The organism is Sulfitobacter sp. KMM 9851 (assembly GCF_057178245.1).
The window spans coordinates 1,413,402-1,437,237 of the sequence record NZ_CM169991.1 but is presented as its reverse complement, the minus strand read 5'-3'; the positions used below and the strand labels follow the sequence as shown (position 1 = coordinate 1,437,237).

The following is a 23,836-nucleotide window of genomic DNA, read 5'->3' as shown; positions in this document are numbered from 1 at the left end:
ACGCCTGTGTGACAAAGGACGTCGTGCGTTACTCAGCCGCCTGCGCCGTGGCCGTCCCGCCTGCGCGGATCACGGCCAGCAGTTCTTCGCGGCGCTTTGCGGCCTTGGCCTCGTTTGCCTGTTTCACCGGGCCAAAGCCGCGGATTTGCAGCGGCAGTTCGGCCAGCGCCACGATGGCATCGCGGGTTTGATCGGTCAGCTTTGGCAGCACTTCGGCCATGTCGCCTTCATATTGCTTGATCAGCGACCGTTCCATCTTGCGCTCAGCGGTATAGCCGAAGGGATCGAACGGTGTGCCGCGCAGCGGCTTCAACCGCGCCATCACCCGCAACGGACCTTCGAGCCACTGACCAAATTCGCGCTTTTGCGGGCGGCCGTTTGGCCCCATGCGCGAAATCAGCGGCGGTGCCATGTGAAACGTCATCTTGAAGTCGCCATCAAACTCGGCGCGCGCCTTGTCGCGGCTGGTGATCAGCAGGCGGGCAACCTCATATTCATCCTTGTAGGACAACAGCTTGTGATAGCCCTGCGCCACGGCGGCCTTTACCGTGCCATCGGCAATCCCATCCAGCATCTTGGCATAGCGTTTGGCCAGCCCTTTGCCCTGATAGGCTTTCAGGTGATCAATCCGGTAGGCGATCTTGTCCACCGGGGATTTTGGCAGGTCAATCACCTTGGGTTGGCTGACCTTCAGGGCATCCTGAGGGTACAGCACCGCCCAGCGCCCGATGTCAAAGGCACGCAGGTTACGCTCGACCGCGGCGCCGTTCATACGGATCGCTTCTTGCAGGCTTTCCAGGGTCAGCGGCAGCAGGCCGCGCTGCCACGCCGCGCCAAAGATCATCATGTTGGAGTAGATGGAATCGCCCAGCGCTGCCTTTGCCAGATCAGAGGCATCAAACATCGCCACATCGTCTTTCAGCCGTGCCTCCAGCGCCAGTGTCAGACGGTCATAGGGCAATTGGAATTCGGTATCGCGGGTGAAATCCCCCGTGATGATCTGGTGCGAATTCACAACCGCTCCGGTGCGCCCAGCGCGGGTCAGCCCCAATGTCTTGTGCCCGGCAGACACCACCAGATCGCCACCGATCAGCGCATGGGCTTCGCCCGTGGCGACCCGGATCGCGCTGATATCTTCGGGACGTTCGGCCAGACGGCAGTGGATATGCACCGCGCCACCCTTTTGCGCGAGGCCCGCCATTTCCATCATGCCGGCACCTTTGCCATCAAGCTGTGCTGCCTGCGCCAGCAGCGCGCCGATGGTCACCACACCGGTTCCGCCCACACCCGTGATCACCACGTTGTGCGTGCCGTCAATCTTAGGCAATTGCGGCAGTGGCAGATCGGGGAGCACGATCTCGGTTGTCGGATCTTTGCGGATCTTGGCACCTTCCAAGGTCACAAAAGACGGGCAGAAGCCGTTCACGCAGGAATAGTCTTTGTTGCACGACGACTGATCAATCGCGCGCTTGCGGCCCAGCTCCGTTTCATTGGGGACGATGGCCACACAATTCGACTGCACGCCACAATCGCCGCAGCCTTCGCAAACGTCTTCGTTGATGAACACACGCTTGTCCGGGTCGGGGAACAGCCCACGTTTGCGACGGCGGCGCTTTTCGGCGGCGCAGGTCTGGATATAAACAATCGCACTGACGCCCTCATGCTCGCGAAAGGCCTTTTGCACATTTGGCATTTCGGCGCGTTCATGCACCTCCACGCCTTTGAACCGCGCCAGATCGACATCTTCTTTTTCGTCATAGACAACGGCAAGGTGCTTTACCCCCATCGCCTGCAATTCCTTAACGATGCGGTAGGCGTCCAAATCACCTTCGTTGTGCTGCCCGCCGGTCATGGCAACAGCATCATTGTACAGGATTTTGTAGGTGATGTTGGTGCCCGCCGCCAACGCAGCGCGGATCGCCTGCACGCCCGAGTGGTTGTAGGTGCCATCGCCAAGGTTCTGGAACACATGCTTGGTGTTGGAAAATGGTGCTTCGCCGATCCAGTTTGCCCCTTCGCCCCCCATATGGGTAAAGCCTGTGGTCTCGCGGTCCATCCACTGCACCATATAGTGACAGCCGATACCGGCATAGGCGCGGCTGCCCTCGGGCACTTTGGTCGATGAGTTATGCGGGCAGCCTGCACAGTAATACGGCAGCCGTGCCGCGATGTCCTCGGCGTTGTCCGACCGGCGCGCCTCGCTCAGCGCTTCGAGCCCGGCGCGAATACCATCGGTCTCGCGGCCTTCCTCCAACAGGATACCGCCAATCTTTTCGGCAATAAGGATCGGGTCCAACGCGCCACGGGTCGGGAACAGCTCTTCGCCATGTTCCATACCCGCACCCCCCTTGTGCCAGCCATAAACGCGGCGATGGGTGTCAGAGAAAAGCGCCTCTTTGATCTGAATCTCGATGAGCTTGCGCTTTTCCTCGACCACCACGATCAAATCCAGCCCATCGGCCCAGTCGTGAAAGCCATGCATGTCCAGCGGAAAGGTCTGACCAATCTTATAGGTCGTGATCCCCAGCCGCTCGGCTTCGTTTTCGTCGATGTTCAGCAGGCTCAGCGCATGCACGAGGTCGAGCCAGTTCTTGCCCGCCGCGGCAAAACCGATCTTGGCCCCGCGTTTGCCCCACATCCGCTTGTCCATCTTGTTGGCATGGCTGAACGCCTCTGCCGCGAAACGCTTGTAGTCGATCATCCGCGCCTCTTGCAGGTGCGGCGTATCGCCCAAACGGATGTTCAGCCCGCCCTGCGGCATGTCAAACTCAGGGATCACCAGCTTCATGCGGTTCGGATCACCGTTAACGACGCTGGTTGCCTCAACCGTGTCTTTCATCGTCTTAAGACCGACCCAAAGCCCAGAGAAACGTGACAACGCCCAGCCGTAAATGCCGTAGTCCAGAATTTCCTGCACGCCTGCGGGTGACACCACGGGCATATAGGCATCCACCATCGCCCATTCGGACTGGTGCAGCACTGTCGAGGATTCGCCGGTGTGGTCATCGCCCATCGCCATGAGCACACCACCATGCTGCGACGTGCCCGCCATATTGGCGTGCCGCATGACGTCGCCGGTGCGGTCGACGCCCGGCCCCTTGCCGTACCACAGACCAAAGACACCGTCGTACTTGCCCTCGCCGCGCAACTCAGCCTGCTGTGCCCCCCAGAGCATCGTAGCGGCCAGATCTTCGTTCAGACCCGGCTCAAACCTAACGTTATGCTCGGCCAGCTTTTTCTCGGACCGCTGCATCTGAAGATCGACGGCACCCAGAGGGCTACCGCGATAGCCTGTGACATATCCCGCCGTATTCAGCCCCGCCGCCTTGTCGCGGGCCGACTGCATCATCATCAACCGCACCAGCGCCTGCGTGCCGTTCAACAGCACCGGGCTTTTCTCTAGGTCGAAACGATCATTGAGTGAAATCTTTTGCGTCGTCATGGCGGGCCTCCCTGGTCACGTCAGTCTTGCATGGTTTGAGACGTATATAGGTCACCATTGCTGACCTGTATAGCAAATATTTTGTGCGCTGGCGGTCCCTGGCGCACCGCTTTCCCCTGTCTTTTTCCTGCAATTGCGATAGGAGAGAGGCCAGCTAAGGAAAGAAGCACGATGGATTGGGACAAACTAAGGATTTTTCACGCCGTGGCCGATGCCGGGTCTCTGACCCATGCCGGCGACAAGCTGAACCTGTCGCAATCCGCCGTCAGCCGCCAGATCCGCGGACTGGAAGAGCAGCTTAACACGAATCTATTCCATCGCCATGCCCGCGGGCTGATCCTGACCGAACAGGGCGAATTGTTGTTCGACGCCACCACCGCGATGACCAAACGCCTTGATGCCGCCGCCGCACGCATCCGCGACAGCGAAGAAGAAGTGTTTGGCGAATTGCGCGTCACTACCACTACCGGCTTCGGCACGCTCTGGCTGGCCCCGCGCCTGCCCAAACTTTACGAGAAATACCCCGACCTCAAGGTTGACCTGATGCTTGAGGAACGTGTCCTCGACCTCCCGATGCGCGAGGCCGATGTCGCCATTCGCATGAAAGAACCCTCGCAGGCCGATCTGATCCGCAAACGGCTGATGACGGTGCGCATGTGCATGTACGCCAGTCCGACCTATCTGGCCGCCAATGGCACGCCGAAACGTATGGAAGATATGTCGGAACACCGGCTGATTTGCCAAAATACGGAAAGCGATCAAGTCGGCGCGGGGCTGCAATTGGTCAAAGAACTGATGCTGCATGACGTGCGCTCTTTGCTGACTGTGAACAACTATTTCGGTGTGTTGCAGGGCGTGCTGCACAATCTGGGCATCGGTGTGTTGCCAGACTACCTGACGCAGGATTTTCCTGATCTGGTGCTGGTCATGCCCGAGGTCGAGTCGGCCGATGTCCCTGTCTATCTCGCCTACCCTGAGGAATTGCGGCAATCAAAACGCGTCGCCGCCTTTAAGGATTTCGTCCAAGATGAGATCATTTCGTACCGTAAGCAATTGCGCGAAAAGACAAATACCCAGACGTAGTCATCGGCAAGCACAGTTAGCCATGCGCTAGGCGCATATCCGCCATGCCGTATTGCTTGGCTTTTCTGCCTTGATCCGTGCACCCCTGCCCCCTATTTCATCATTATGAAGATTGACCGCCCGAGGGTGCGTCGCTTCATACCTCCCTGTTGGACTTGGCCGAGCTTTTAGCTCGGCCTTTTTTTTTGCGCCAACCGCAAGCGCCATATCCCGCTGCTTGATTGTCGGCCTGCGCACACACTCAACGTCCATACCCCCTTTCCCCCACGCCGTACCCCTTGTATGAGGGCGCAAATGCGCCAGTCGGGGACCAAACCATGCAAGAACCTGCCATCACGCCAGAACTGATCGCCAGCCATGGCTTCACCCCTGACGAATTCAAAGAAGTCGTGAACATTCTGGGGCGTGAACCGAACTATACCGAGATGGGTATCTTTTCGGCGATGTGGAACGAACACTGCTCCTACAAGTCGTCTAAGAAATGGCTGCGCACCCTGCCCACGACCGGCCCGCAGGTCATCTGCGGCCCCGGCGAAAACGCCGGCGTGGTCGATATCGGTGATGGTCAGGCGCTGGTCTTCAAGATGGAAAGCCACAACCATCCTTCCTACATCGAACCCTATCAGGGCGCGGCCACCGGCGTGGGCGGCATCCTGCGCGATGTCTTTACCATGGGCGCACGCCCCATCGCGGCGATGAACTCGCTCAGTTTTGGCCGCCCTGACCACCCCAAGACACGGCAACTGGTACACGGCGTCGTGGCGGGCGTCGGCGGCTATGGCAATTGTTTTGGCGTGCCGACTGTCGGCGGCGAAGTCCGCTTTGACGCGGCCTATGACGGCAATTGCCTGGTCAACGCCTTCGCGGCCGGCCTCGCGGATGCCGACAAGATTTTCTACTCCGCTGCTTCCGGTGTGGGCATGCCTGTTGTGTACCTTGGTGCCAAAACCGGGCGTGACGGCGTTGGCGGTGCCACCATGGCAAGCGCCGAGTTCGACGACACGATCGAGGAAAAACGCCCCACCGTCCAGGTCGGCGACCCCTTCACCGAAAAGCGCCTGATGGAAGCGACGCTCGAACTGATGGCGACCGGTGCCGTGATCTCCATTCAAGATATGGGCGCTGCGGGCCTGACCTGTTCTGCCGTCGAAATGGGTGACAAGGGCGGCCTCGGCGTACGATTGGACCTCGAAAAGGTGCCAACGCGCGAACTGAACATGACCGCCTATGAAATGATGCTATCGGAATCGCAGGAACGTATGCTGATGGTCCTGCGGCCAGAGCTTGAGGCCGAAGCGAAGGCCGTGTTTGACAAATGGGACCTCGATTTTGCCATCGTCGGTGAAACACTGCCCGAAGACCGCTTTCTGATCTGCCTCAACGGCGAGGTCAAAGCGGACCTGCCGCTGTCCAAACTGGCCAGCACCGCACCCGAATACGACCGCCCCTGGGTCGAAACCCCCGCCGCCACGCCGCTGACGGATGCCCCCCAGATTGACGCAATCGAAGGGCTGCGCGCCCTGATCGGCAGTGTGAATCACACGTCGAAAGCGTGGGTGTACGAGCAGTATGACACCATGGTCATGGGCGACAGCGCCCGCACACCGGGCTGGGGTGCTGGCATCGTGCGTGTACACGGCACCGACAAGGCGCTGGCCTTTACCTCCGATGTGACCCCGCGCTACGTCAAGGCGAACCCGGTCGAGGGCGGCAAGCAGGCCGTGGCCGAAGCCTACCGCAACCTCTGCGCCGTTGGGGCCAAACCATTGGCCACCACAGACAACATGAACTTCGGCAATCCCGAAAAGCCCGAGATCATGGGGCAGTTTGTCGGCGCCATCAAAGGCATTGGCGAAGCTGTGTTGGCGCTCGACATGCCGATCGTGTCGGGCAACGTATCACTATATAACGAAACCGACGGCAAAGGCATTCTGCCCACGCCCACTATCGGCGCCGTTGGCCTGCTGGATCACACGGACAAGATCATCACCCAAACCTTGAAAAGCGGCGATGTTGCCGTGCTGATCGGCACCACCACTGGTCACCTGGGCCAATCCGCCCTGCTGTCCGAGGCCTTTGGCCGCGCCGAGGGCGATGCCCCGCATGTCGATCTGGCGGTCGAACGCCGCCACGGCGATTTCGTGCGTGCGCTGGCGGGCAAGGTTACTGCCTGTACCGACCTCAGCGATGGCGGGCTGGCACTGGCCGCGTTCGAAATGGCCGAAGCCGCAGATATGGGCGTCACGCTGGACAGCGACGACACCGCGACGCTCTTTGGCGAAGACCAGGCCCGCTATCTGCTGGCCTGTTCCAGCGACCAAGCCGCCACCCTGATTGCCGCCGCCGAGGCCAAAGGCATTCCCGCGGCCCAAGTCGGCACTTTCGGCGGCGACCGTGTCAGCTTCGGCACCAGCACCGCACCGCTCGCCGATCTGCGCGTCACCTTCGCCACCACCTTTGGCGCGACGTTTGCCTAAGCATCATTTGGTTTTAGACAGACCCGCGCCCCTACCCATTGAGCGCCCCCATCAACCGGGCTTTCTCACCACTGTCGTCGGGCCGCGATAGCGCCTCGGCCAATGCTTCAAGCGACGCAATCGAATGGCCCGCGCGAAAACTGTCCACATGCGGCAGCATCGCGCGGATGCCTGCCGCCTTTGGGGCAAAGCCGTCCCAGCGCAGCAGAGGGTTCAGCCAGATCACACGCCGCGCACTCAAATGCAGCCGCTGCATCTGGCGCGCCAGTTCTTCGGGTGCGTCGCGGTCCAACCCATCGGTGATCAGCAAAACCACCGCGCCCTGTCCCATCACCCGCCGCGACCAGTCGCGGTTAAAGGCCGCGATTGACGCACCAATGCGCGTGCCCCCCTCCCAATCCTGCGCCTGCGCGCCAGCAGCGGCGAGTGCAGCATCTACATCCCGCGTGGCCAGATGCCGGGTAATATTCGTCAACCGCGTGCCAAAGGTAAACCCATGCACCTGCGCCCAGCCCGCGCCCTGCCGGTTGCTGACCGCATGTAGGAAATGCAGGATCGCGCGACTGTATTGGCTCATGGAGCCGGAAATATCGCACAGCACCACCAGATTGGGATAGCGCAGCCGCGGTTTCTTCCAGACAAGCCTGTCCATCTCGCCCCCACGCCGCAGCGCGCTGCGCATCGTGCGTGCCACGTCGACGCGCCCCTGTGCCGCAACCATATTGCGCCTGCTGCGCATCGGCGGCACAGGCAAATGCAGCTTTGCCAGCATACGCTTGGCCTCGGCCATCTCGCTCAGGCTCATCTGCTCGAAATCCAGACTGCGCAGCCTTTCGCGGTGTGACGTCGTCAGGCTTGCGTCCACCTCGATCAGGCTTTCCTGCTGGGGCGGGCTTTCGTCGGGCTGTGGCCCCTCGGCCCCATCCAGCAGCGCCTCAGCGGCGCGTTTTTCGGCGGGCTGTGCGGCGCGGTCCTCCTGTACGCCACGCATCGCAGGCAGCATCGCAGCCATCATATGTTCCAGATAGCGCGGGTCGCGCCAGTAAAGGCGGAAGAGCTGGGCAAAAACACGGGCATGTTCGGGGCGGTTCACAAAACAGGCGTGCAGCGTCCAATAAAAGTCATGGCGGCTGGTAAAGCCCACAGCAGCGACCGCGCGGATTGCCTCTATCACCCGCCCCGGCCCGATCGGCAGTCCGGCACGGCGCAAGGCGCGGGCAAAATGGGTGATGTTGCCGGCGAGGCGCGGATCGTCGGGCAACTCTATGGGAATTTGCTCAGCCATGGTTCGCCCAATAAAGGCGCTGCCATTGGGATATGAACAATGGTGCAGACTGAGGGTGCCTCCAAACCTTTGGGAATGCTGGCACCAATAAAAGGATCATGCCGGGGCAAGTGCAGTGCGGGCTTGTTCCAATATCCGCGCGGCCTCAGAGCCGTGCAGCTTGGCGATGTCGTCCTGATACTTGAGGATCGCGCCCAATGTGTCAGCGATGACGGCGGGGCTAAGCGTGGTGACATCCAGCGCCAGCAGGCATTTGGCCCAATCAATGGTTTCCGCCACACCCGGCTTTTTGAACAAATCCTCGGTGCGCAACTGCTGCACAAAACTGACCACCTCGCGGCTGAGCGCATTGGCTGCTTCCGGCGCGCGGGCGGCAAGGATTGCCATTTCACGGTCGAAATCGGGGTAGTCGACCCAATGGTAGAGGCAACGACGTTTCAGGGCGTCATGCACCTCGCGCGTGCGGTTGGACGTCAGGATCACAATCGGCGGCTCAGGCGCGCGGATGGTCCCGAGTTCGGGGATCGTCACCTGAAAATCGCTCAGCGCTTCCAGCAGGAAGGCCTCGAAGGGGGCGTCGGTTCGGTCCAATTCGTCGATCAGCAGCACCGGCGCGCCGTTTTCATCGGGGCGCAGCGCCTGCAACAGGGGGCGCTCAATCAGGTACGCATCGCTGAACAGCTCCGCCGTCAGGGCCTTTCGCTCTGCCGCACCGCTGGCCTCTGCTGTACGGATCGCGACCATCTGTGCCGGGAAATTCCATTCATAGACCGCCGTGCTGGCATCCAGCCCCTCGTAGCATTGCAACCGGATCAGTCGCCGCCCCAGCCCCGCCGCAAGCGCCTTGGCGATCTCGGTTTTGCCAACCCCCGCCTCGCCCTCCAAAAACAGCGGGCGACCCAGTTTCAGGCTGAGAAACACGACAACCCCAAGTGCGCGGTCGCATACGTACCCTTGGGCGGCCAACATGTCTCTTACGGCGTCGATATTGTCTGGTTGCTGCATCTTATCAAAGGTGCATCACTGCCACGCCACGTCAAGGGGAACGTCGTGCCGATTTGTCACGCGACAGCAGCCCCGCGCGGCGCATAGATTGACGCGTTTGCCCACCACTGACATAGTCTTAACGTATAAATATAGGTCACCGGACATGATGAACCGGGACCACAGAGGCGGACATGAGACAGAAGACCACGAGTGCCAATTTGCGTGGAAACGGCTGATATGCGCATTACGGCTGTGACCTGCGTCAAGAACGAAGGCCCCTTCCTGCTGGAATGGATTGCCTATAACCGCGTCATTGGCGTGACGGATTTTCTTTTCTATTCAAATGATTGCACCGATGCGACTGACCGTTTGCTCGACCGGTTGCAGGACCACGGCATCGTCACCCACCTGCCCAATCCCGCCAAGAACCGCAATTATCAGATGCAGGCGCTGAAACACGCCCGCCGTCAGCCTATAGTCACTGACGCCGATTGGGTCTGGATCGCCGATGTCGACGAATTTCTCAATATCCATGTCGGCGATCACACCATCCCGGCGCTGGTTGCCGCCTGCAAAGATCCGCAGGCGATTTCGGTCACCTTTCAGTTTTTTGCCAGTGGCGACGTTGAAACCTATGTCGATGCCCCTGTGATCACGCAGTTCGTGCACAGTCACAACCCCGACATCTGCTGCACCGACACCGCGATTGAGGTCAAGTCACTGGTGCGAAAAGACTTTCCACTAGAATACTACGGCGCGCATCGCCCCTTCCACGACGAAGAGAAAAGCGGTCGACCCCATTGGACCGATGGGTCGGGCCGCCCCGTGCCGCCGCCTTTCCGCAAGCGCGTGACCAAGCGGCGCATCCGGGCCTTTCTGGCACGCGGCGCGCGCAATTTTGCCACGCTCAACCACTATGCCCTGCGGTCGCTGGACAGTTTTCTGGTCAAGAACGACCGCGGCGACGTGAACCGCGAACACCGCACCTTTGACGAAACCTATTGGCGCGACCGCAATGATGCCGCTTGGCGAGACGACAGCATCCTGCGGTATGAAACGGACTTGCGCGCGGAAATGGCGCGGCTGGCGGCGTTGCCGGGTGTGGCGGACCTGCACGCCGAAGCGGTGGCTTTGCACCGTGCCAAACGCGATACTTTGCTGGCGCAGCCCGATTTCCGCAAATTACGCGAGCAGCTACGCAGCTCCAGCCCCTTTAGCGTTGCCGAAGCCGCCATCCGCGATGAGATCGGCGTCGCATGAAAACGCTGCGCGGTATCAACCTTGGGCTGCCCAAGACGGGCACCACCACGCTGACCGATGCGCTGCGCCACGCCGGGCTGACGGTTGCCGATTGGCGCATCCGCAGCGGGGAAACCGCGCACCAAGACCTTGTCGGGCAGTTTGTCGGCAAGATGATCTATGCCGATTACTACGACAGCGGCGACCCGCTGGCGCGCCTGGGTGAATTCGATTTCATCAACGAAATGAGCTGTGTACGCCACGACCACAGCCTTTGGCCGCAGACCGACTGGGGCGTGATCAGCGCCATCCGACGCCATCATCCTCAGGTCAAGTTTCTACTGTCCCACCGCGACCCCGCCAAAACGGCCAACAGCATGATGCGCTGGAACAATTTGGGCAAAACGCGCCTGCCGCGCGCGGATGTGCCCGGCCTGCCGCGCGGCTTTGGCACCACCGAAGCCGAACTGGCGCGCTGGCTTGAGGGGCATTTTGCTTTTGTGCGTCAGGTGTTTCAGGGCTGTGACAGCTTTCTTGAATTCGACATCGAAGATGGCGATGCCCGTGACCGGATAGCGGATTTTCTGGGCATCGACCTGCCGTGGTGGGGCCAAAGCAATACGGGCAAACCGATAAAGCTGGAAAGTAATTAGATGCGCCTCACCCTGATGATAGGCCCCACCGAAAACGCCGCCGCCCGGTTTCGCAGCATCGCACAGGAGAAATCCGCAGCCCTACTCAAACAGGGCGTTCTGGCCCCGGAATGGAACCACATGCGGCTTTATGCGGCCTGTGCAGAGCCTGAGGCCGTGGGCGTCTTGCGGTATCGCCGGGGTCTGGACAGCCCCTTGGTGCCGACCACCCTACGCCACGAATTTCACAGCTTGATCGTCAAGGATCTGGCCGCAACCGAGGCCAAACACGTCGTTGTTTTCGCCGCGCAACTGGGCAGTCTGTTGTCGCGCCCCAGCGAAATTGCGCGCCTGCACGCCCTGCTGACACCGCATTTTGACGATATTCAGATCGTCGCCCATTTGGACGAACAGGCACGTCTGCTCTGCGCCCATTACGCCGAAGCGGTGACCGAAGGCCGCCGCAACCCGCTTGACCGCGAACTGGCACTGGCCAACGGCACCGACTGGTGGCAGGCAGCACAGACGGACAGTGGCGAGGATGCGCCGCTGTTCGGTCTGTTCCCGGATGTTCAGAACCCGCCCTTCTGGCTGGATTACAAAACCCTTCTGACCCATTGGGAAGCCGCCTTTGGCGCGGGCAATGTCACATTCTGTCCGCTGGACATGGCAAACCTACGCAGCCCCCGTGGCGGCGATGAACTGGCCTCTGTGCTCGGCCTCGGCACACCACTCGGCAAGGTCGAACCGGGGCGGAACCCGCCACCGATGCCGGCCGCTTGGCTGACCCGGATGCGGCAGATGAACGATGTGCTGATCCGCTATGTACAGGTACGTGACCTGATCTGCCCCCGCGACACCTGGGGCCAGTTGCTGCAATCGCTCCACGTCAACGGCGCCCCTCTGGCCCCGGGGGCGCTTTTCCCGGTCTCGGACCGGTTCAAATCCGAGAACGCCGCGCTGATCAAACGCTTTTCCGCCCTAAAGCCCGCGCTGAAACCCGATGCCAAACTGCCGCTCTGGTCAGAGGCCGATCCCGGTTTCGGCTTTCGCGCCACGCAATACCTTGCCGCCGCCGCCTTTCGGATACGCTCCACCTCGATCCCGGTGTCCCAGAAACGCGCCGAGGCCGCGCAGGCTGAACAGGCATCGGCCAAATTCGACGATCTGCTGACCGACGACAGCGTAGACCCCGATCAGAAGGCCGCCAACGCGCGCCTGCTGAACCGCGTCAAGGTCAACCACCAGATGATCCTCGGCACCCAGTTCAAACCTCACAACGACATCGGTCCGCAGAACGAGGACGAACTGGGCGACCCCTACCTACCGAACGCGCCGCGCGACCTGCCGCCGGGCAGCAGCGGCAACGTCATCGTGGGCTGCATGAAGAACGAAGCCCCCTATATCGTCGAATGGATCGCCTATCACCGCGCCATCGGGGTCGACAACTTCCTGATCTATACCAACGATTGCACCGACGGCACCGACGAGGTGCTGGGCCGACTGCAAGAGATGGGGATCGTGCAGCACCGCAACAATGACAACTGGAAAGGCAATTCACCGCAGCAATACGCGCTGAACCAATCCTTGAACGAACAGGTGATCAAGAACGCGGATTGGATCATCCACATCGACGTGGATGAATTCATGAACATCCGCACCGGCAACGGCAGTCTGGATGATTTCTTTGCCGCCGTGCCCGATGCCACCAATGTCGCAATGACATGGCGGCTGTTTGGCCATAACGGCGTGACCGACCTCAGCGACGATTTCGTCATCGACCAATTCGACCACTGCGCCCCGAAATTCTGCCCCAAACCGCACACCGTCTGGGGGTTCAAGACCATGTTCCGCAACATCGGCGCTTATGAGAAAATTTCGTGCCACCGCCCGAACAAACTTGACGAAAACTTTGCCGACAAAATCAAATGGGTCAACGGATCGGGCCAGGACATGACCCGCGACGCAGCCCATAACGGCTGGCGGTCATCCAAGAAAAATATCGGTTATGACCTGCTGCAACTGAACCACTACGCCCTGCGCTCGGCGGAATCCTTTCTGATCAAACGCCAACGGGGCCGCGCGCTGCATGTCGACCGCTCGATCGGGATCAACTACTGGATCCGCATGGACTGGAGCGATTTTCAGGATGTCACGATCAAGCGTAACCTGCCCCGCCTGCGCGCGGAATATGATCGGTTGATGACTGACGACACCCTGCGCGCGCACCATCAGGGCGGGTTGGCGTGGCACCGCGCCAAGGCTGACGAGTTGCACCAGATGCCTGAATTCCGCGACCTCTACCATCAGGCATTGGCGGTCAAGCTGGACGAAACCGAACGCGTGGCCTACGCCCTGTCGCTCGACATGGAAAGCTGAGCATGGCCGAAACTGTCGCGCGAAGCAACGTCACCCGCTTTAGACACGGTTGGTAAGCCATTGACACATATCGCCATTCTCTGCATCCGAAACGAGGCCGCCTTTCTTCTGGAATGGCTCGCCCATCACCGTGCCATCGGGTTCGACCACTTCATCATCTTCTCGAACGATTGCGAGGATGGCACCGATGTGATGCTGGATCACCTTCAGGAACGGGGCGGGGTCACCCATCTGCGCAACGACGGCCCCTACGACAAGGGCGGTATCCAGTTCACGGCCCTCAAATCCGCGGCCAAGTTGGACGTGCTGCGCCGCGCGAATTGGGTCTTGCCGCTGGACGTCGATGAATTTGTCAACATCCACTGCGGCGATCACACCCTGACCGCCCTGCACGACGCCCTGCCGGATGCCACGGCGATCACCCTCACATGGCGGCTGTTCGGCAATGGGGGTCAGGTGCGCTACGCTGACGAACCGGTGACCGAGACTTTCACCAAATGTGCGCCCTCCGTCATGCACTGGCCCTGGCGTGCGGCGATGTTCAAGACGCTTTATCGCAACGACGGCACCTACCGAAAACCCGGCGTGCACCGTCCCCGTGACCCTGACAAGACGCGGCTGGCCGATGCGCATTGGTATGATGGCCACGGCCGCGAGCTGCCTGATCTATTCAAAACAAAACGCATCTTTTCGACCTATGGCCGTGACAATTACGGGTTGGCCCAGATCAACCACTACCCGCTTGGCGCGATGGAGACCTATGTTCTCAAGGTCGATCGCGGCCGCGCGGTGCACAGCGATCACATGCTGGGGCTCGACTATTGGGTCGAGCGGAATTTTAACACCGACAGCGACACCACAATTTCCGCCACTGCCCCGGCCCGTCAGCGTGAACTTGCGCGGCTCAAAGCCGACCCAACCCTTGCCGCATTGCATACCGCCGCCGTGGCCTGGCGCGCGGCACGCTTTGACGCGCTGATGCAACAAGAGCCGTTCCGGGCACTTTTTGGCCGCCTGCTGATGACACCCGGCAGCCTGCCCGTCACGCCGCAGGCCGCCCGTTTCATGCTGCGCCACGCAATGCGGGGCCAATCAGACGGCACCGACTAACGTCAACTTTTTCGGACCTTAAATACCTATATTACCCCTGGCCGCACGCGCAGCACGGGACCGTGGCCCGCCGCACTGCGCACCACGCCGCTGTGCCGCCGCAGCCCGAAAACCCCTTCAATTTCGCACGCATTCTCCGCATTTTTGCCTTAATATCGCGTTAGACCGAGTGCAACTGGTGCTAAAACCAATCCAATACAGTGCAACCCAAGGACATCCCATGCCGCGTGAAACGCCCACAATTGATAGCTCTCTGGCCGATTTGCCCAAGGCACAATGGCTGAAAGCGATCGAAGATGTGGCCGAGGAAGACGGCTATTTTCAAACCCTGGGAAAACGGCATTTTGCAGCCTTTATCGAACGCGATTCGACCCTGCTGGTGACCTTTGAAACCATCCAAGGCATGCACGCCTTGTCGGACAAGGCACAGCCGCTGGGCTGGGATCTGGTGCGCAATGAGAACTGGTCGCACCTGTGCCTGGCCAGCGATGGCGACACCTGGTTTCGCGACCCGGCGGTCTATGCCTATATCGACCGGCTGATTGACGACGGTTTTTTCGACGAATTCGATCAAGTGCTGTTCTACGGCGCCGGTCCGTGTGGCTATGCCGCCTGTGCCTACTCCGTCGCCGCCCCAGGTGCGCGCGTGATTGCGATTCAACCGCAGGCCACGCTTGATCCGCGCATCACGGAATGGGACGACCGTTTCACCGACATGCGCGCGCGTGATTTCACCACCCGCTATGGCTATGCCCCCGACATGCTCGATGGCGCCGACAGGGCCTATGTGCTCTATGACCCCCGTCAAAGCTTTGATGCGATGCATGCGGCGCTTTTCACCCGGCCCAACGTGACCAAGCTGCGGATGCGCAATATGGGCGATGCCCTGCAAACCGACCTGCTGGAAATGGACCAATTCGAACCCCTGCTCTGCGCCGCCGAAGACGGCACACTTGACGAAAACCGCTTTGCCCAGCTTTACCGCGCGCGGCGCGACTATCTGCCCTATCTGCGCAACATGTTATCGACACTCGATTCCCAAGGCCGCGACACCCTGCTCGAAGGGCTCTGCCGCAATGTAACCAGCCGGATGCGCGCACCGCGTTTTGCCCGCCGCCTGTCGGCGCTGCGGGCCGAACAAAAGGCCGCCGCCCAAAAGGCGTTGGACAGCGCCGAATAGGTTTTCATTCTGGCGCGATGCACCGGGCTGTGCTAGCCCCGCGCCATGACCCAAAACATCACCATCCGCCGCCCCGATGACTGGCACCTGCACCTGCGCGACGGCGACATGCTGCGCGCCGTGCTGCCCCATACCGCCGCGCATTTCGCCCGCGCCATCATCATGCCCAATCTGGTCCCCCCCGTCGTGACCGCCGCGCAGGCGCGCGCCTACCGCGACCGTATCCTCGCCGCCCTGCCCGCCAGCGCCGATTTCACCCCGCTGATGACACTCTACCTGACCGAAGACAGCGATCCGACCGATGTCGCCCAAGCCCACGCCGACGGGCTGATCCACGCGGTCAAACTCTACCCAGCCGGGGCCACAACCAATTCCGCCAGCGGCGTTGCCAACTTTGACAACGTGGCACCGGTGCTCGAAAAAATGGCGCAGATCGGCCTGCCGCTTTGCACCCACGGCGAAGTCACCGACCCCGACGTCGACATCTTCGACCGCGAGGCCGTGTTCATCGACCGCGTGCTCGACCCGATCCGCCGCCAGCACCCCGGCCTGCGCGTGATCATGGAACACATCACAACCTCTCAGGCCGCCGATTACGTGCGCAGCGCTGACAGCGGCCTTGGCGCCACGATCACCACGCATCATCTGGTGATTAACCGCAATCACATCCTCGCGGGTGGCATCAAACCACATTACTACTGCCTGCCGGTTGCCAAACGCGAATCCCATCGCCTCGCCCTGCGCGCGGCGGCGACCTCGGGCGACGCGCGCTTCTTTCTCGGCACCGACAGCGCGCCACACACGGATGCCAACAAACTGCTGCCCTGCGGCTGCGCCGGCTGCTTCACCGCACCCAACACCATGTCGATCCTCGCGGAAGTCTTTGAACAAGACGGCGCGCTCGACCGGCTCGAAGCGTTTGCCTCGCTCAACGGCCCAGCCTTCTATGGCCTGCCGGTGAATGAAACCACGCTCACCCTTACCCGCCAGACACCGCAGTTTCCCAGCCACATCGACACGCCCGATGGACCGGTCACGATATTCGATCCGGCAATGGACCTGCACTGGTCTGCCTGATCTTCATCCTTTCTCAAATACCTCCCCGACCTCTCTCCAGCCAAGGACGCCAGCCATGATCCCCACCAGCTACCCCGACGCCACCGAAATGGCCCGCCTCACCGCCCGGATGCTACTGGAAATCAAGGCCGTACACTTCAACGCCGAAGACCCCTTCACGCTCGCCTCCGGTCTGCCAAGCCCCACCTATATCGACTGCCGCAAGCTGATCTCATACCCGCGTATCCGCGCGACCCTGATGGATTTCCTGACCGTCACCGTGATGCGCAACGCAGGGTTCGAAGCGTTTGACAATATCGCAGGCGGTGAAACCGCCGGCATCCCCTTTGCCGCATTGGTCGCGGAACGCATGGCTCTGCCAATGACCTATGTGCGTAAAAAACCCAAAGGCTATGGCCGCAACGCCCGCATCGAGGGCGACATGACGCCCGGCCAGCGCGTGCTGCTGGTCGAAGACCTGACCACCGATGGCGGCTCGAAACTGTCCTTTGTCGATGCGATTCGCGAAACCGGCGCCACCTGCGCGCATACCGCCGTGATCTTCTATTACGGGATTTTCCCGCAGACGGAAAAGACGTTGGGCGATCATGGGGTTGCGCTGCACGCGCTGTGCACCTGGTGGGACGTGCTGGCCGAAGCCAAGGCGCAGGGTGCATTTGACGCGGCCACACTGGCCGAAGTCGAAAAGTTTTTGAACGCCCCCCGCGAGTGGCAAGAATCCCGCAAAACTTGACCTCGCCACAACCAAATGTTGACGTGAGCACCCACCACAAGGCAAGATGTGGTGGGCGCCGCACAGATCGCGACATATCCACAGGATATACAATTTGCGCCAGGCCGCCCCGCTGGCTATGACAGCACCGGGGCAGCAAAGGGTGAGATCATGAACGAAATTACGTCATTGAACGCGAACCAACTGGCCGTGCAGGCCCCTGAATCCATGCCCCATTCGATTGAGGCGGAACAGCAGTTGCTCGGTGCGATCCTCACCAATAACGACATCTATGACCGCGTCGCTTCCATCATCGGACCCAAGCATTTCTACGAACCCGTACACGCGCGCATCTTTGATATCGCCAGCGCGCGCATTGCTAAAAACAATCTCGCCTCACCCGTGACGCTCAAGGCGTTTATGGAAGACGATGACGGCCTTAAGGAGCTTGGCGGCCCGGCCTATCTGGCCCGCCTCGCCGGTGCCGCGATCAGCGCCTTTGCCGTGCGCGATTACGCCCAGATGATCTATGACCTCGCGGTGCGCCGCGAGTTGATCCTACTGGGCCGCGACATCGCCGCCAAAGCGGCGCAGGTTGACGTGTCATCAGAACCGCGCGAACAGATCGTCGAGGCCGAACAAGAGCTGTACCGCCTTGCCGAACAGGGCCAAGTCGAAAGCGGATTTCAAAGCTTTCTCAAGGCGGTAACCGACGCAGTTAATGTTGCCAACGCCGCCTATCAGCGTGACGGCGGCCTGTCCGGCGTATCGACCGGGCTGATCGACATGGACAAGAAACTGGGCGGGCTGCACCGCTCTGACCTTCTGATCCTTGCGGGTCGTCCGTCGATGGGGAAAACCTCGCTTGCGACCAACATCGCCTTCAATGTCGCCAAAGCCTATAAGCGCGGCCTGAAACATGACGGCTCCGAAGGGGCCGTGGATGGCGGCGTGGTCGGGTTCTACTCGCTCGAAATGAGCGCCGAACAGCTTGCCGCGCGTATTCTGTCCGAGGCGGCCGAGATTCCCAGCCAGCAAATCCGCTCGGGCGACATGACCGAAACCGAGTTCCGCCGTTTTGTCGATGCCGCCAAGGCGCTCGAGGCCTGCCCACTGTTCATTGACGACACCCCCGCCCTGCCAATCAGCCAACTGGCGGCGCGCGCGCGGCGTCTGAAACGGACGCATGGGCTTGATCTGCTGATCATTGACTACCTGCAACTGGTACGCGGGACAGGCAAATCGGAAAACCGGGTGAACGAGATTTCCGAGATCACCATGGGGCTCAAGGCCATCGCCAAAGAGCTTGATATCCCCGTCATCGCGCTGTCGCAGCTCTCGCGTCAGGTGGAAAACCGCGAAGATAAACGCCCGCAGCTTAGCGATTTGCGCGAATCCGGGTCGATCGAACAGGATGCCGACGTGGTGATGTTCGTGTTCCGCGAGGAATACTACAAAGAACGTGAAAAGCCCGGCGATCACGAGTTGGACAAGATGGCCGCCTGGCAGGAAGAAATGGAACGCCTGCACGGCCGCGCCGAAGTGGTGATTGGCAAGCAGCGTCACGGCCCGATTGGCACGGTCGACCTCAGCTTTGAAGGGCGGTTCACCCGGTTCGGCAACCTTGTGCAGCCCTGGCAGCAAGGTAGCGGCGGAGACGATCAGGAGTTCTGATCGGCACGTCCTGCCACCGGCCCGGAATCAAGCGTAGCGCCAGGCCATCGCCTGCCCGCGAAGTGGTTTTATGCGCACCTTCGGTGCGACGGGGAGGCGATTACGCGCACCCTCTTACCGCTCAACCTTCTGCAATGCTGATCCTGCCACCGGCCCGGAACAAGCCGCAGGCGCCGGGCCATCGCCTGCCCGTCCCCAGGGCTGGCGATTTAGCTAGGCAGGGATCAAGTTTGATTTGTCGCGCCAAGGCTGCACCATAAAGTGGGACGGATCAGCGTATTGGATCGCCACCCCACGGGCAGCCGCTGGCCCTTATCGTCTAGTTTCAATCGCCCCCCCCGTCACGCCAATTATTACGGCGCACCTTCGGTGTAACGATCCATCGCGCACCTTCGGTGTAACGATTCATCGCGCACCTTCGGTGTAACGATTCATCGCGCACCTTCGGTGTAACGATTCATCGCGCACCTTCGGTGTAACGATTCATCGCGCACCTTCGGTGCGACGCGCAGCCGCTGGCCCTACCGTGCGGTGCTATCACCCGATCTTAACCCCCACGCGGCACCTTTACCCCCGTTGCAACACGCCTACCCAAGGACCAGAGGCGCGCCCACGATGCGCCATATCTGAACGGTTCAGACATGCAGGGATAAAATCCTGTCTCATATATCCGATCTGGCGGCGCCGCCTTTTTAACGGGCTACCCAACGATCCACAACAAACCACACAGACAAACTGCGCCGGGTTTCCCCAGCGCAGCCATACCCCGTATCAGTCGCCACCTCACTTGGCCGCTGGTCTCACCTCGTACATCAGCCCTTTGGCCGTGCCCTCGGCAAAACCCTTCCAATGGCTGTGGTCTGTTTTCTCGGTCCCGTCCTCTTCGACCGACCAGACCCCGTCGTTGGAATTCTCGACCAGTTCCAGATACGCGGCCTTTTCGGTCTGCCCCTTCAGATGGTTGTCCAACCATGCGGTCACGAAGTGCTGCGCGATATTGTTCATCCGCGCCGTATCCCAGACCGGATCGGTATAGTGCTCCGAAATGTCAAAGCCCTTGTCGTCGTTGAAATAATACGCCTCTGCCGGGGCGGGCATCGGCGCGCCGGCGTTATGGCCGCCATTCACATAGGTCAGCAGCGCCCGGTCCACGTTCACCGCGTTCTCCCAGATGGCGCGCACGCCTTTTTCATACAGCGATACATCGTCCTGCGACCCGGCGATAAACAGCATCGGTATCTGCACGCCCGCCAGCCCATCGGCATCCCAGAACCCGGTGTTCATCCCCCAGGGGCCAAAGGCGATGGCGGTTTTGATCCGCGCGTCGGGCAGCGCCTTATGCGTGTCCGACCCCGCCTGATGTATCCCCAGCGTGCCATGCGGCCCGCCCCAGGCATAGCCGACCGATGCTTCGGTCACGCCCCCGCCCGCAGTGATGATCGCGCCATACCCCCCCATGGAATAACCGATCAGCCCGGTGTTCTGGGCATCATAAAGCCCGGCAAACGCGCCGCCCTCGGCGGCCATCTGCGCCATCTGCTCCAACACGAACAACTGGTCCAGCGACCGGTTCACCAGTGTTGATCCAAACGCCGCCTGCGTGCGATAGGTGCTGTCGGTATGGTCAATCGACGCCACGACATAGCCCTTCGAGGCGATGTTTTCCGCCAGATGCGACAGCAGGAACCGGTTGCCCGGATAGCCATGGCTAATCAGGACCAAAGGATAGGTTTCATCCGCCGCCGGCTCCGCGTCGCGCCGGGCTTGGCCCTGCAATTCAACCTCGGTGGTGCCGTCGCGCAAGAACGCCTTGAGTGTCGTCTCCCCGCTGGCCCCTGCCGCCGCCGGATACCACATTTCCACCGTCAAGGCGCGGTCATAGCGCGGCAGTTCCGCGGGTTTGTCAGTGCTGGGATCAATGGCCAGGATATCAATCTGATCCGGGTTGACCATCTCAAGTGTGCGCACCCCCACAGGCAGATCACCATAGGCGGCCAGTTCCGGCGCGCTTGGCAATTGCGTGTCGATCCGGTTCTCAGCTTGCACGGTGTTGGCCGCCAGACCGATGGCCAACGCCCCGGCAGTTTTCATGACGCGGTTCTGCATGGTTCATCCTCTCCCCTTGTGTATGGGCAAAGCCTAGACACAACCCCGCCCCGAACAAGTGACAACCCTGTGACGTTGCGGAAGTTTCACACACGCGCGGCCTGGGCGATCTCGGCATCGCTCAGCCCATACTTACCTGCAAATCTGGCCCGCGCCGACACCAGTCTGGCGTCGTCCGGCTGCATCCCCAGCGTGCGGATAAACGCGACACGCTGCTGCTTTTTCAGCGCCTCCGTGTCGATGTCGGTGCCCATGGCGCGGTCGATGATCATGCCGCCGGGGCTGACGTGGAACCATTTATTGAAGTCCCGGAAATGGTGCTGGTTGTGCAGCCGCGTCACATGCCGCTCGACAGCCGTTTTCGGCAGCGTCAGATGCGCCGTCATGTGAAACCACTCGTACCCCAAAAAGGTCAGCACCCCGCCCAGCGGCACGATCGCCGTGGCCACCCAGATGGCCGCATCGACCCCCAGCAGCGCCACGATCCCCCAGACCAGGCAGAAATTCCCCACCAGCATCGGCAGCGCCACCCAAAGAGGGACAAAAAACAGCCCGTGGTTGGTGGGAAAATCATGATGCCCGTAATGTGCCCGGTACAGCAGGTCAAAGGCCCATTGCCGGCGCGGCGGATCAAGGTGGAACACATGCCGGTGCAGGTTATATTCATTCAGCATCTGCGCCGCGACGCCCAGCGGCACCAGCGCCCACGCCCATACCGGCGCCCCCCAGATCATCGCGACAATTGCCACCAGACAGGCCAACGCCATCAGGCTGACCCCGGCATGGCTGAACATGATCTTGATCCGTGTCATTGCGATTTCCCCCGTTACATAGTGTATCAAATCAAGAACGCCGCTGTCTCGGCTGACGTCGCGTTGCCACTGCGCGCTTGACTGGCCCACACTTCCTGTCAAAACCCTGCGCATGAGCACTGCAACCCTTACGATTGATCTGTCTGCCATTGCGGCGAACTGGCAGGCACTGGACCGGATGACCGACTGCGAAACCGCCGCAGTGGTCAAGGCCGATGGCTATGGGCTGGGCGCTGCCAAAGTGTCGCAGGCACTTGCCAAAGCTGGCGCGCGGCAGTTCTTTGTTGCCGTCGCCGAAGAGGGCGCCGCCCTGCGCCGCACGCTGGGCCATGGTCCGGTGATCAGCGTGTTTTCCGGTCATATGCCCGGCGACGCCGACCTGATCCGCAGTGCCGATCTGACCCCGATGATCAATTCCACACCACAGTTGCTGATGCATGTCGAAACCCTGCCCGGCCACCCCTTTGGCATCCAGCTTGACAGTGGCATGAACCGCTTGGGGATGGAGCCTGCCGAATGGGCCGCCGTGCGTGACATCGCGCTGGCGCAGCAGCCCAGTCTGATCATGTCGCATCTGGCCTGCGCGGACGAACCCGACCACGCCATGAACGACACCCAGTTGCGCACGTTCCGCGACATGACCCAAGGCATCGACACGCCGCGCTCGCTGGCCGCCACCGGGGGCATCCTGCTGGGCCGCGACTACCACTTTGACCTCACGCGCCCCGGTGTCGGCCTCTACGGCGGCCAACCCTTTGCCGATGCCGCACCGGTCGTCACGCTGGATGTACCCGTGATCCAGACCCGCGAAGTCTTGCCCGGTGAAACCGTGGGCTATGGCAATAGCTGGACCGCCACCGCGCCCACCCATGTCGCCACCGTTGCAGGCGGCTATGCTGACGGGCTGCTGCGCGCGATGGGGGGCAAGGCCACCTTTACCCATCTGGGCCAGACCCTGCCGGTGCTGGGCCGCATATCCATGGATCTGATCACCGTCGATATCAGCAGCCTGCCCGACGCCCCGGCCAAAGTTCAACTGATTGGCCGACATCAGAAAATCGACGACGTCGCAGATTTCGCCGACACCATCGGGTACGAGGTGCTGACCGCGCTGGGGGCACGCTACCAGCGCGAATACCGCATCTGATGGCGTGATGCTGCACATCCTCAACCTGACGCTGCTGGTCCTCTACCCCGTCGCCTGGGCGGCGCCCCTGCTGCGCGCGGGCCTGCTGCCGCTGTTTTCGCTCAGCGAAATTTCGGTTCTGACCGGGCTGCAATCGCTTTGGGCGACGGATATCTTTCTGGCCCTCGTCGTCACCGTCTTTGCGCTCGTGGCACCCTATGTGAAAACGCTGGGCCTGGCGCTGGTGCAGTTTGGCCTGCTCAGCCGCAGCACGCTTCCCGCGCTGCACGCCTTGGGCAAGCTGGCGATGGCGGATATTTTCCTCATCGCACTATATATCACGCTCAGCAAAGGCATCGGTGTGGGCCGGATCGAAGTCGCGTGGGGCCTATACCTGTTCACCTTCTGCATCCTCGCGTCCCTGCTGATCGCATGGCGCACCGAACAATCATCGCCCAACAGCAGTGATTGACGCGGATCGCGCAACAATCGCTGCAAAATCTGTGGCAAACATG

Annotated in this window: 17 protein-coding genes; 12 read left to right on the top strand and 5 right to left on the bottom strand. The window is 61.1% G+C overall.

Annotated features, from left to right (window positions below):
* Window positions 1–28: 28 nt before the first annotated feature.
* Window positions 29–3,442: an indolepyruvate ferredoxin oxidoreductase family protein gene (locus tag AC1965_RS07000; RefSeq protein WP_483886565.1), complete on the bottom strand. Its 3,414-nt coding sequence runs from the start codon at window positions 3,440–3,442 to the stop codon at window positions 29–31.
* Window positions 3,443–3,613: 171 nt separating this feature from the next.
* On the opposite strand from AC1965_RS07000, the gene AC1965_RS06995 reads away from it, so the two are divergent.
* Together AC1965_RS06995 and purL are read left to right on the top strand one after the other, a co-directional pair.
* Complete coding sequence (locus AC1965_RS06995) at window positions 3,614–4,525, top strand: LysR family transcriptional regulator (protein ID WP_483886564.1); 912 nt, start codon at window positions 3,614–3,616, stop codon at window positions 4,523–4,525.
* A gap of 317 nt (window positions 4,526–4,842) precedes the next feature.
* Window positions 4,843–7,002, top strand: a complete 2,160-nt coding sequence (gene purL, locus AC1965_RS06990; protein ID WP_483886563.1) for a phosphoribosylformylglycinamidine synthase subunit PurL — start codon at window positions 4,843–4,845, stop codon at window positions 7,000–7,002.
* Between the two features lie 31 nt (window positions 7,003–7,033).
* Here purL and AC1965_RS06985 read toward each other — a convergent pair whose 3' ends face one another.
* The gene (locus AC1965_RS06985; RefSeq protein WP_483886562.1) at window positions 7,034–8,287 is read right to left on the bottom strand and encodes a vWA domain-containing protein; all 1,254 of its coding nucleotides are present in this window, start codon (window positions 8,285–8,287) and stop codon (window positions 7,034–7,036) included.
* A 96-nt stretch (window positions 8,288–8,383) separates the two neighbouring features.
* Window positions 8,384–9,292, bottom strand: coding sequence for an AAA family ATPase (locus tag AC1965_RS06980; protein WP_483886561.1), 909 nt, complete (start codon window positions 9,290–9,292; stop codon window positions 8,384–8,386).
* Between the two features lie 219 nt (window positions 9,293–9,511).
* Here AC1965_RS06980 and AC1965_RS06975 point away from each other — a divergent pair, with 219 nt between their 5' ends.
* From AC1965_RS06975 to AC1965_RS06940, 8 genes are all read left to right on the top strand, one after another.
* On the top strand, window positions 9,512–10,534 hold the full coding sequence (locus AC1965_RS06975) for a glycosyltransferase family 2 protein (protein ID WP_483886560.1): 1,023 nt from the start codon (window positions 9,512–9,514) through the stop codon (window positions 10,532–10,534).
* Window positions 10,531–11,166: a sulfotransferase gene (locus tag AC1965_RS06970; RefSeq protein ID WP_483886559.1), complete on the top strand. Its 636-nt coding sequence runs from the start codon at window positions 10,531–10,533 to the stop codon at window positions 11,164–11,166. Before AC1965_RS06975 ends, AC1965_RS06970 begins: the two co-directional genes overlap by 4 nt.
* A gap of 15 nt (window positions 11,167–11,181) precedes the next feature.
* Window positions 11,182–13,524, top strand: a complete 2,343-nt coding sequence (locus AC1965_RS06965) for a glycosyltransferase family 2 protein (protein ID WP_483886558.1) — start codon at window positions 11,182–11,184, stop codon at window positions 13,522–13,524.
* Between the two features lie 60 nt (window positions 13,525–13,584).
* On the top strand, window positions 13,585–14,634 hold the full coding sequence (locus tag AC1965_RS06960; RefSeq protein ID WP_483886557.1) for a glycosyltransferase family 2 protein: 1,050 nt from the start codon (window positions 13,585–13,587) through the stop codon (window positions 14,632–14,634).
* Window positions 14,635–14,854: 220 nt separating this feature from the next.
* Window positions 14,855–15,814 carry a phosphoadenosine phosphosulfate reductase gene (locus AC1965_RS06955; protein WP_483886556.1) on the top strand — a complete coding sequence of 320 codons (960 nt, stop codon included), beginning with the start codon at window positions 14,855–14,857 and terminating at the stop codon, window positions 15,812–15,814.
* A gap of 45 nt (window positions 15,815–15,859) precedes the next feature.
* On the top strand, window positions 15,860–16,891 hold the full coding sequence (pyrC, locus tag AC1965_RS06950) for a dihydroorotase (protein WP_483886555.1): 1,032 nt from the start codon (window positions 15,860–15,862) through the stop codon (window positions 16,889–16,891).
* Window positions 16,892–16,946: 55 nt separating this feature from the next.
* On the top strand, window positions 16,947–17,624 hold the full coding sequence (locus tag AC1965_RS06945; RefSeq protein WP_483886554.1) for an orotate phosphoribosyltransferase: 678 nt from the start codon (window positions 16,947–16,949) through the stop codon (window positions 17,622–17,624).
* A gap of 150 nt (window positions 17,625–17,774) precedes the next feature.
* Window positions 17,775–19,277 (top strand): replicative DNA helicase, encoded by a 1,503-nt coding sequence (locus AC1965_RS06940; protein WP_483886553.1) that lies wholly within the window; start codon window positions 17,775–17,777, stop codon window positions 19,275–19,277.
* Window positions 19,278–20,060: 783 nt separating this feature from the next.
* On the opposite strand, the gene AC1965_RS06935 is transcribed toward AC1965_RS06940, so the two are convergent.
* Complete coding sequence (locus AC1965_RS06935) at window positions 20,061–21,383, bottom strand: alpha/beta hydrolase family protein (protein ID WP_483886552.1); 1,323 nt, start codon at window positions 21,381–21,383, stop codon at window positions 20,061–20,063.
* 86 nt (window positions 21,384–21,469) lie between these two features.
* The gene (locus AC1965_RS06930) at window positions 21,470–22,195 is read right to left on the bottom strand and encodes a sterol desaturase family protein (protein WP_483886551.1); all 726 of its coding nucleotides are present in this window, start codon (window positions 22,193–22,195) and stop codon (window positions 21,470–21,472) included.
* A 112-nt stretch (window positions 22,196–22,307) separates the two neighbouring features.
* Between AC1965_RS06930 and alr the strand changes: the two genes are divergently transcribed.
* The gene (gene alr / locus AC1965_RS06925) at window positions 22,308–23,342 is read left to right on the top strand and encodes an alanine racemase (RefSeq protein ID WP_483886550.1); all 1,035 of its coding nucleotides are present in this window, start codon (window positions 22,308–22,310) and stop codon (window positions 23,340–23,342) included.
* 7 nt (window positions 23,343–23,349) lie between these two features.
* Window positions 23,350–23,793 carry a paraquat-inducible protein A gene (locus tag AC1965_RS06920; RefSeq protein WP_483886549.1) on the top strand — a complete coding sequence of 148 codons (444 nt, stop codon included), beginning with the start codon at window positions 23,350–23,352 and terminating at the stop codon, window positions 23,791–23,793.
* Window positions 23,794–23,836: the final 43 nt, after the last annotated feature.

Bases quoted from the DNA above. Each gene is read 5' to 3' on its own strand.
- AC1965_RS06975 (WP_483886560.1), top strand. From the start codon at position 9,512: ATGCGCATTACGGCTGTGACCTGCGTCAAGAACGAAGGCCCCTTCCTG.
- pyrC (WP_483886555.1), top strand. From the start codon at position 15,860: ATGACCCAAAACATCACCATCCGCCGCCCCGATGACTGGCACCTGCAC.
- AC1965_RS06935 (WP_483886552.1), bottom strand. From the start codon at position 21,383: ATGCAGAACCGCGTCATGAAAACTGCCGGGGCGTTGGCCATCGGTCTG.
- purL (WP_483886563.1), top strand. From the start codon at position 4,843: ATGCAAGAACCTGCCATCACGCCAGAACTGATCGCCAGCCATGGCTTC.
- AC1965_RS06955 (WP_483886556.1), top strand. From the start codon at position 14,855: ATGCCGCGTGAAACGCCCACAATTGATAGCTCTCTGGCCGATTTGCCC.
- AC1965_RS06930 (WP_483886551.1), bottom strand. From the start codon at position 22,195: ATGACACGGATCAAGATCATGTTCAGCCATGCCGGGGTCAGCCTGATG.
- AC1965_RS06995 (WP_483886564.1), top strand. From the start codon at position 3,614: ATGGATTGGGACAAACTAAGGATTTTTCACGCCGTGGCCGATGCCGGG.
- AC1965_RS06985 (WP_483886562.1), bottom strand. From the start codon at position 8,287: ATGGCTGAGCAAATTCCCATAGAGTTGCCCGACGATCCGCGCCTCGCC.
- AC1965_RS06945 (WP_483886554.1), top strand. From the start codon at position 16,947: ATGATCCCCACCAGCTACCCCGACGCCACCGAAATGGCCCGCCTCACC.
- alr (WP_483886550.1), top strand. From the start codon at position 22,308: ATGAGCACTGCAACCCTTACGATTGATCTGTCTGCCATTGCGGCGAAC.
- AC1965_RS06980 (WP_483886561.1), bottom strand. From the start codon at position 9,292: ATGCAGCAACCAGACAATATCGACGCCGTAAGAGACATGTTGGCCGCC.
- AC1965_RS06965 (WP_483886558.1), top strand. From the start codon at position 11,182: ATGATAGGCCCCACCGAAAACGCCGCCGCCCGGTTTCGCAGCATCGCA.
- AC1965_RS06920 (WP_483886549.1), top strand. From the start codon at position 23,350: ATGCTGCACATCCTCAACCTGACGCTGCTGGTCCTCTACCCCGTCGCC.
- AC1965_RS07000 (WP_483886565.1), bottom strand. From the start codon at position 3,442: ATGACGACGCAAAAGATTTCACTCAATGATCGTTTCGACCTAGAGAAA.
- AC1965_RS06940 (WP_483886553.1), top strand. From the start codon at position 17,775: ATGAACGAAATTACGTCATTGAACGCGAACCAACTGGCCGTGCAGGCC.
- AC1965_RS06970 (WP_483886559.1), top strand. From the start codon at position 10,531: ATGAAAACGCTGCGCGGTATCAACCTTGGGCTGCCCAAGACGGGCACC.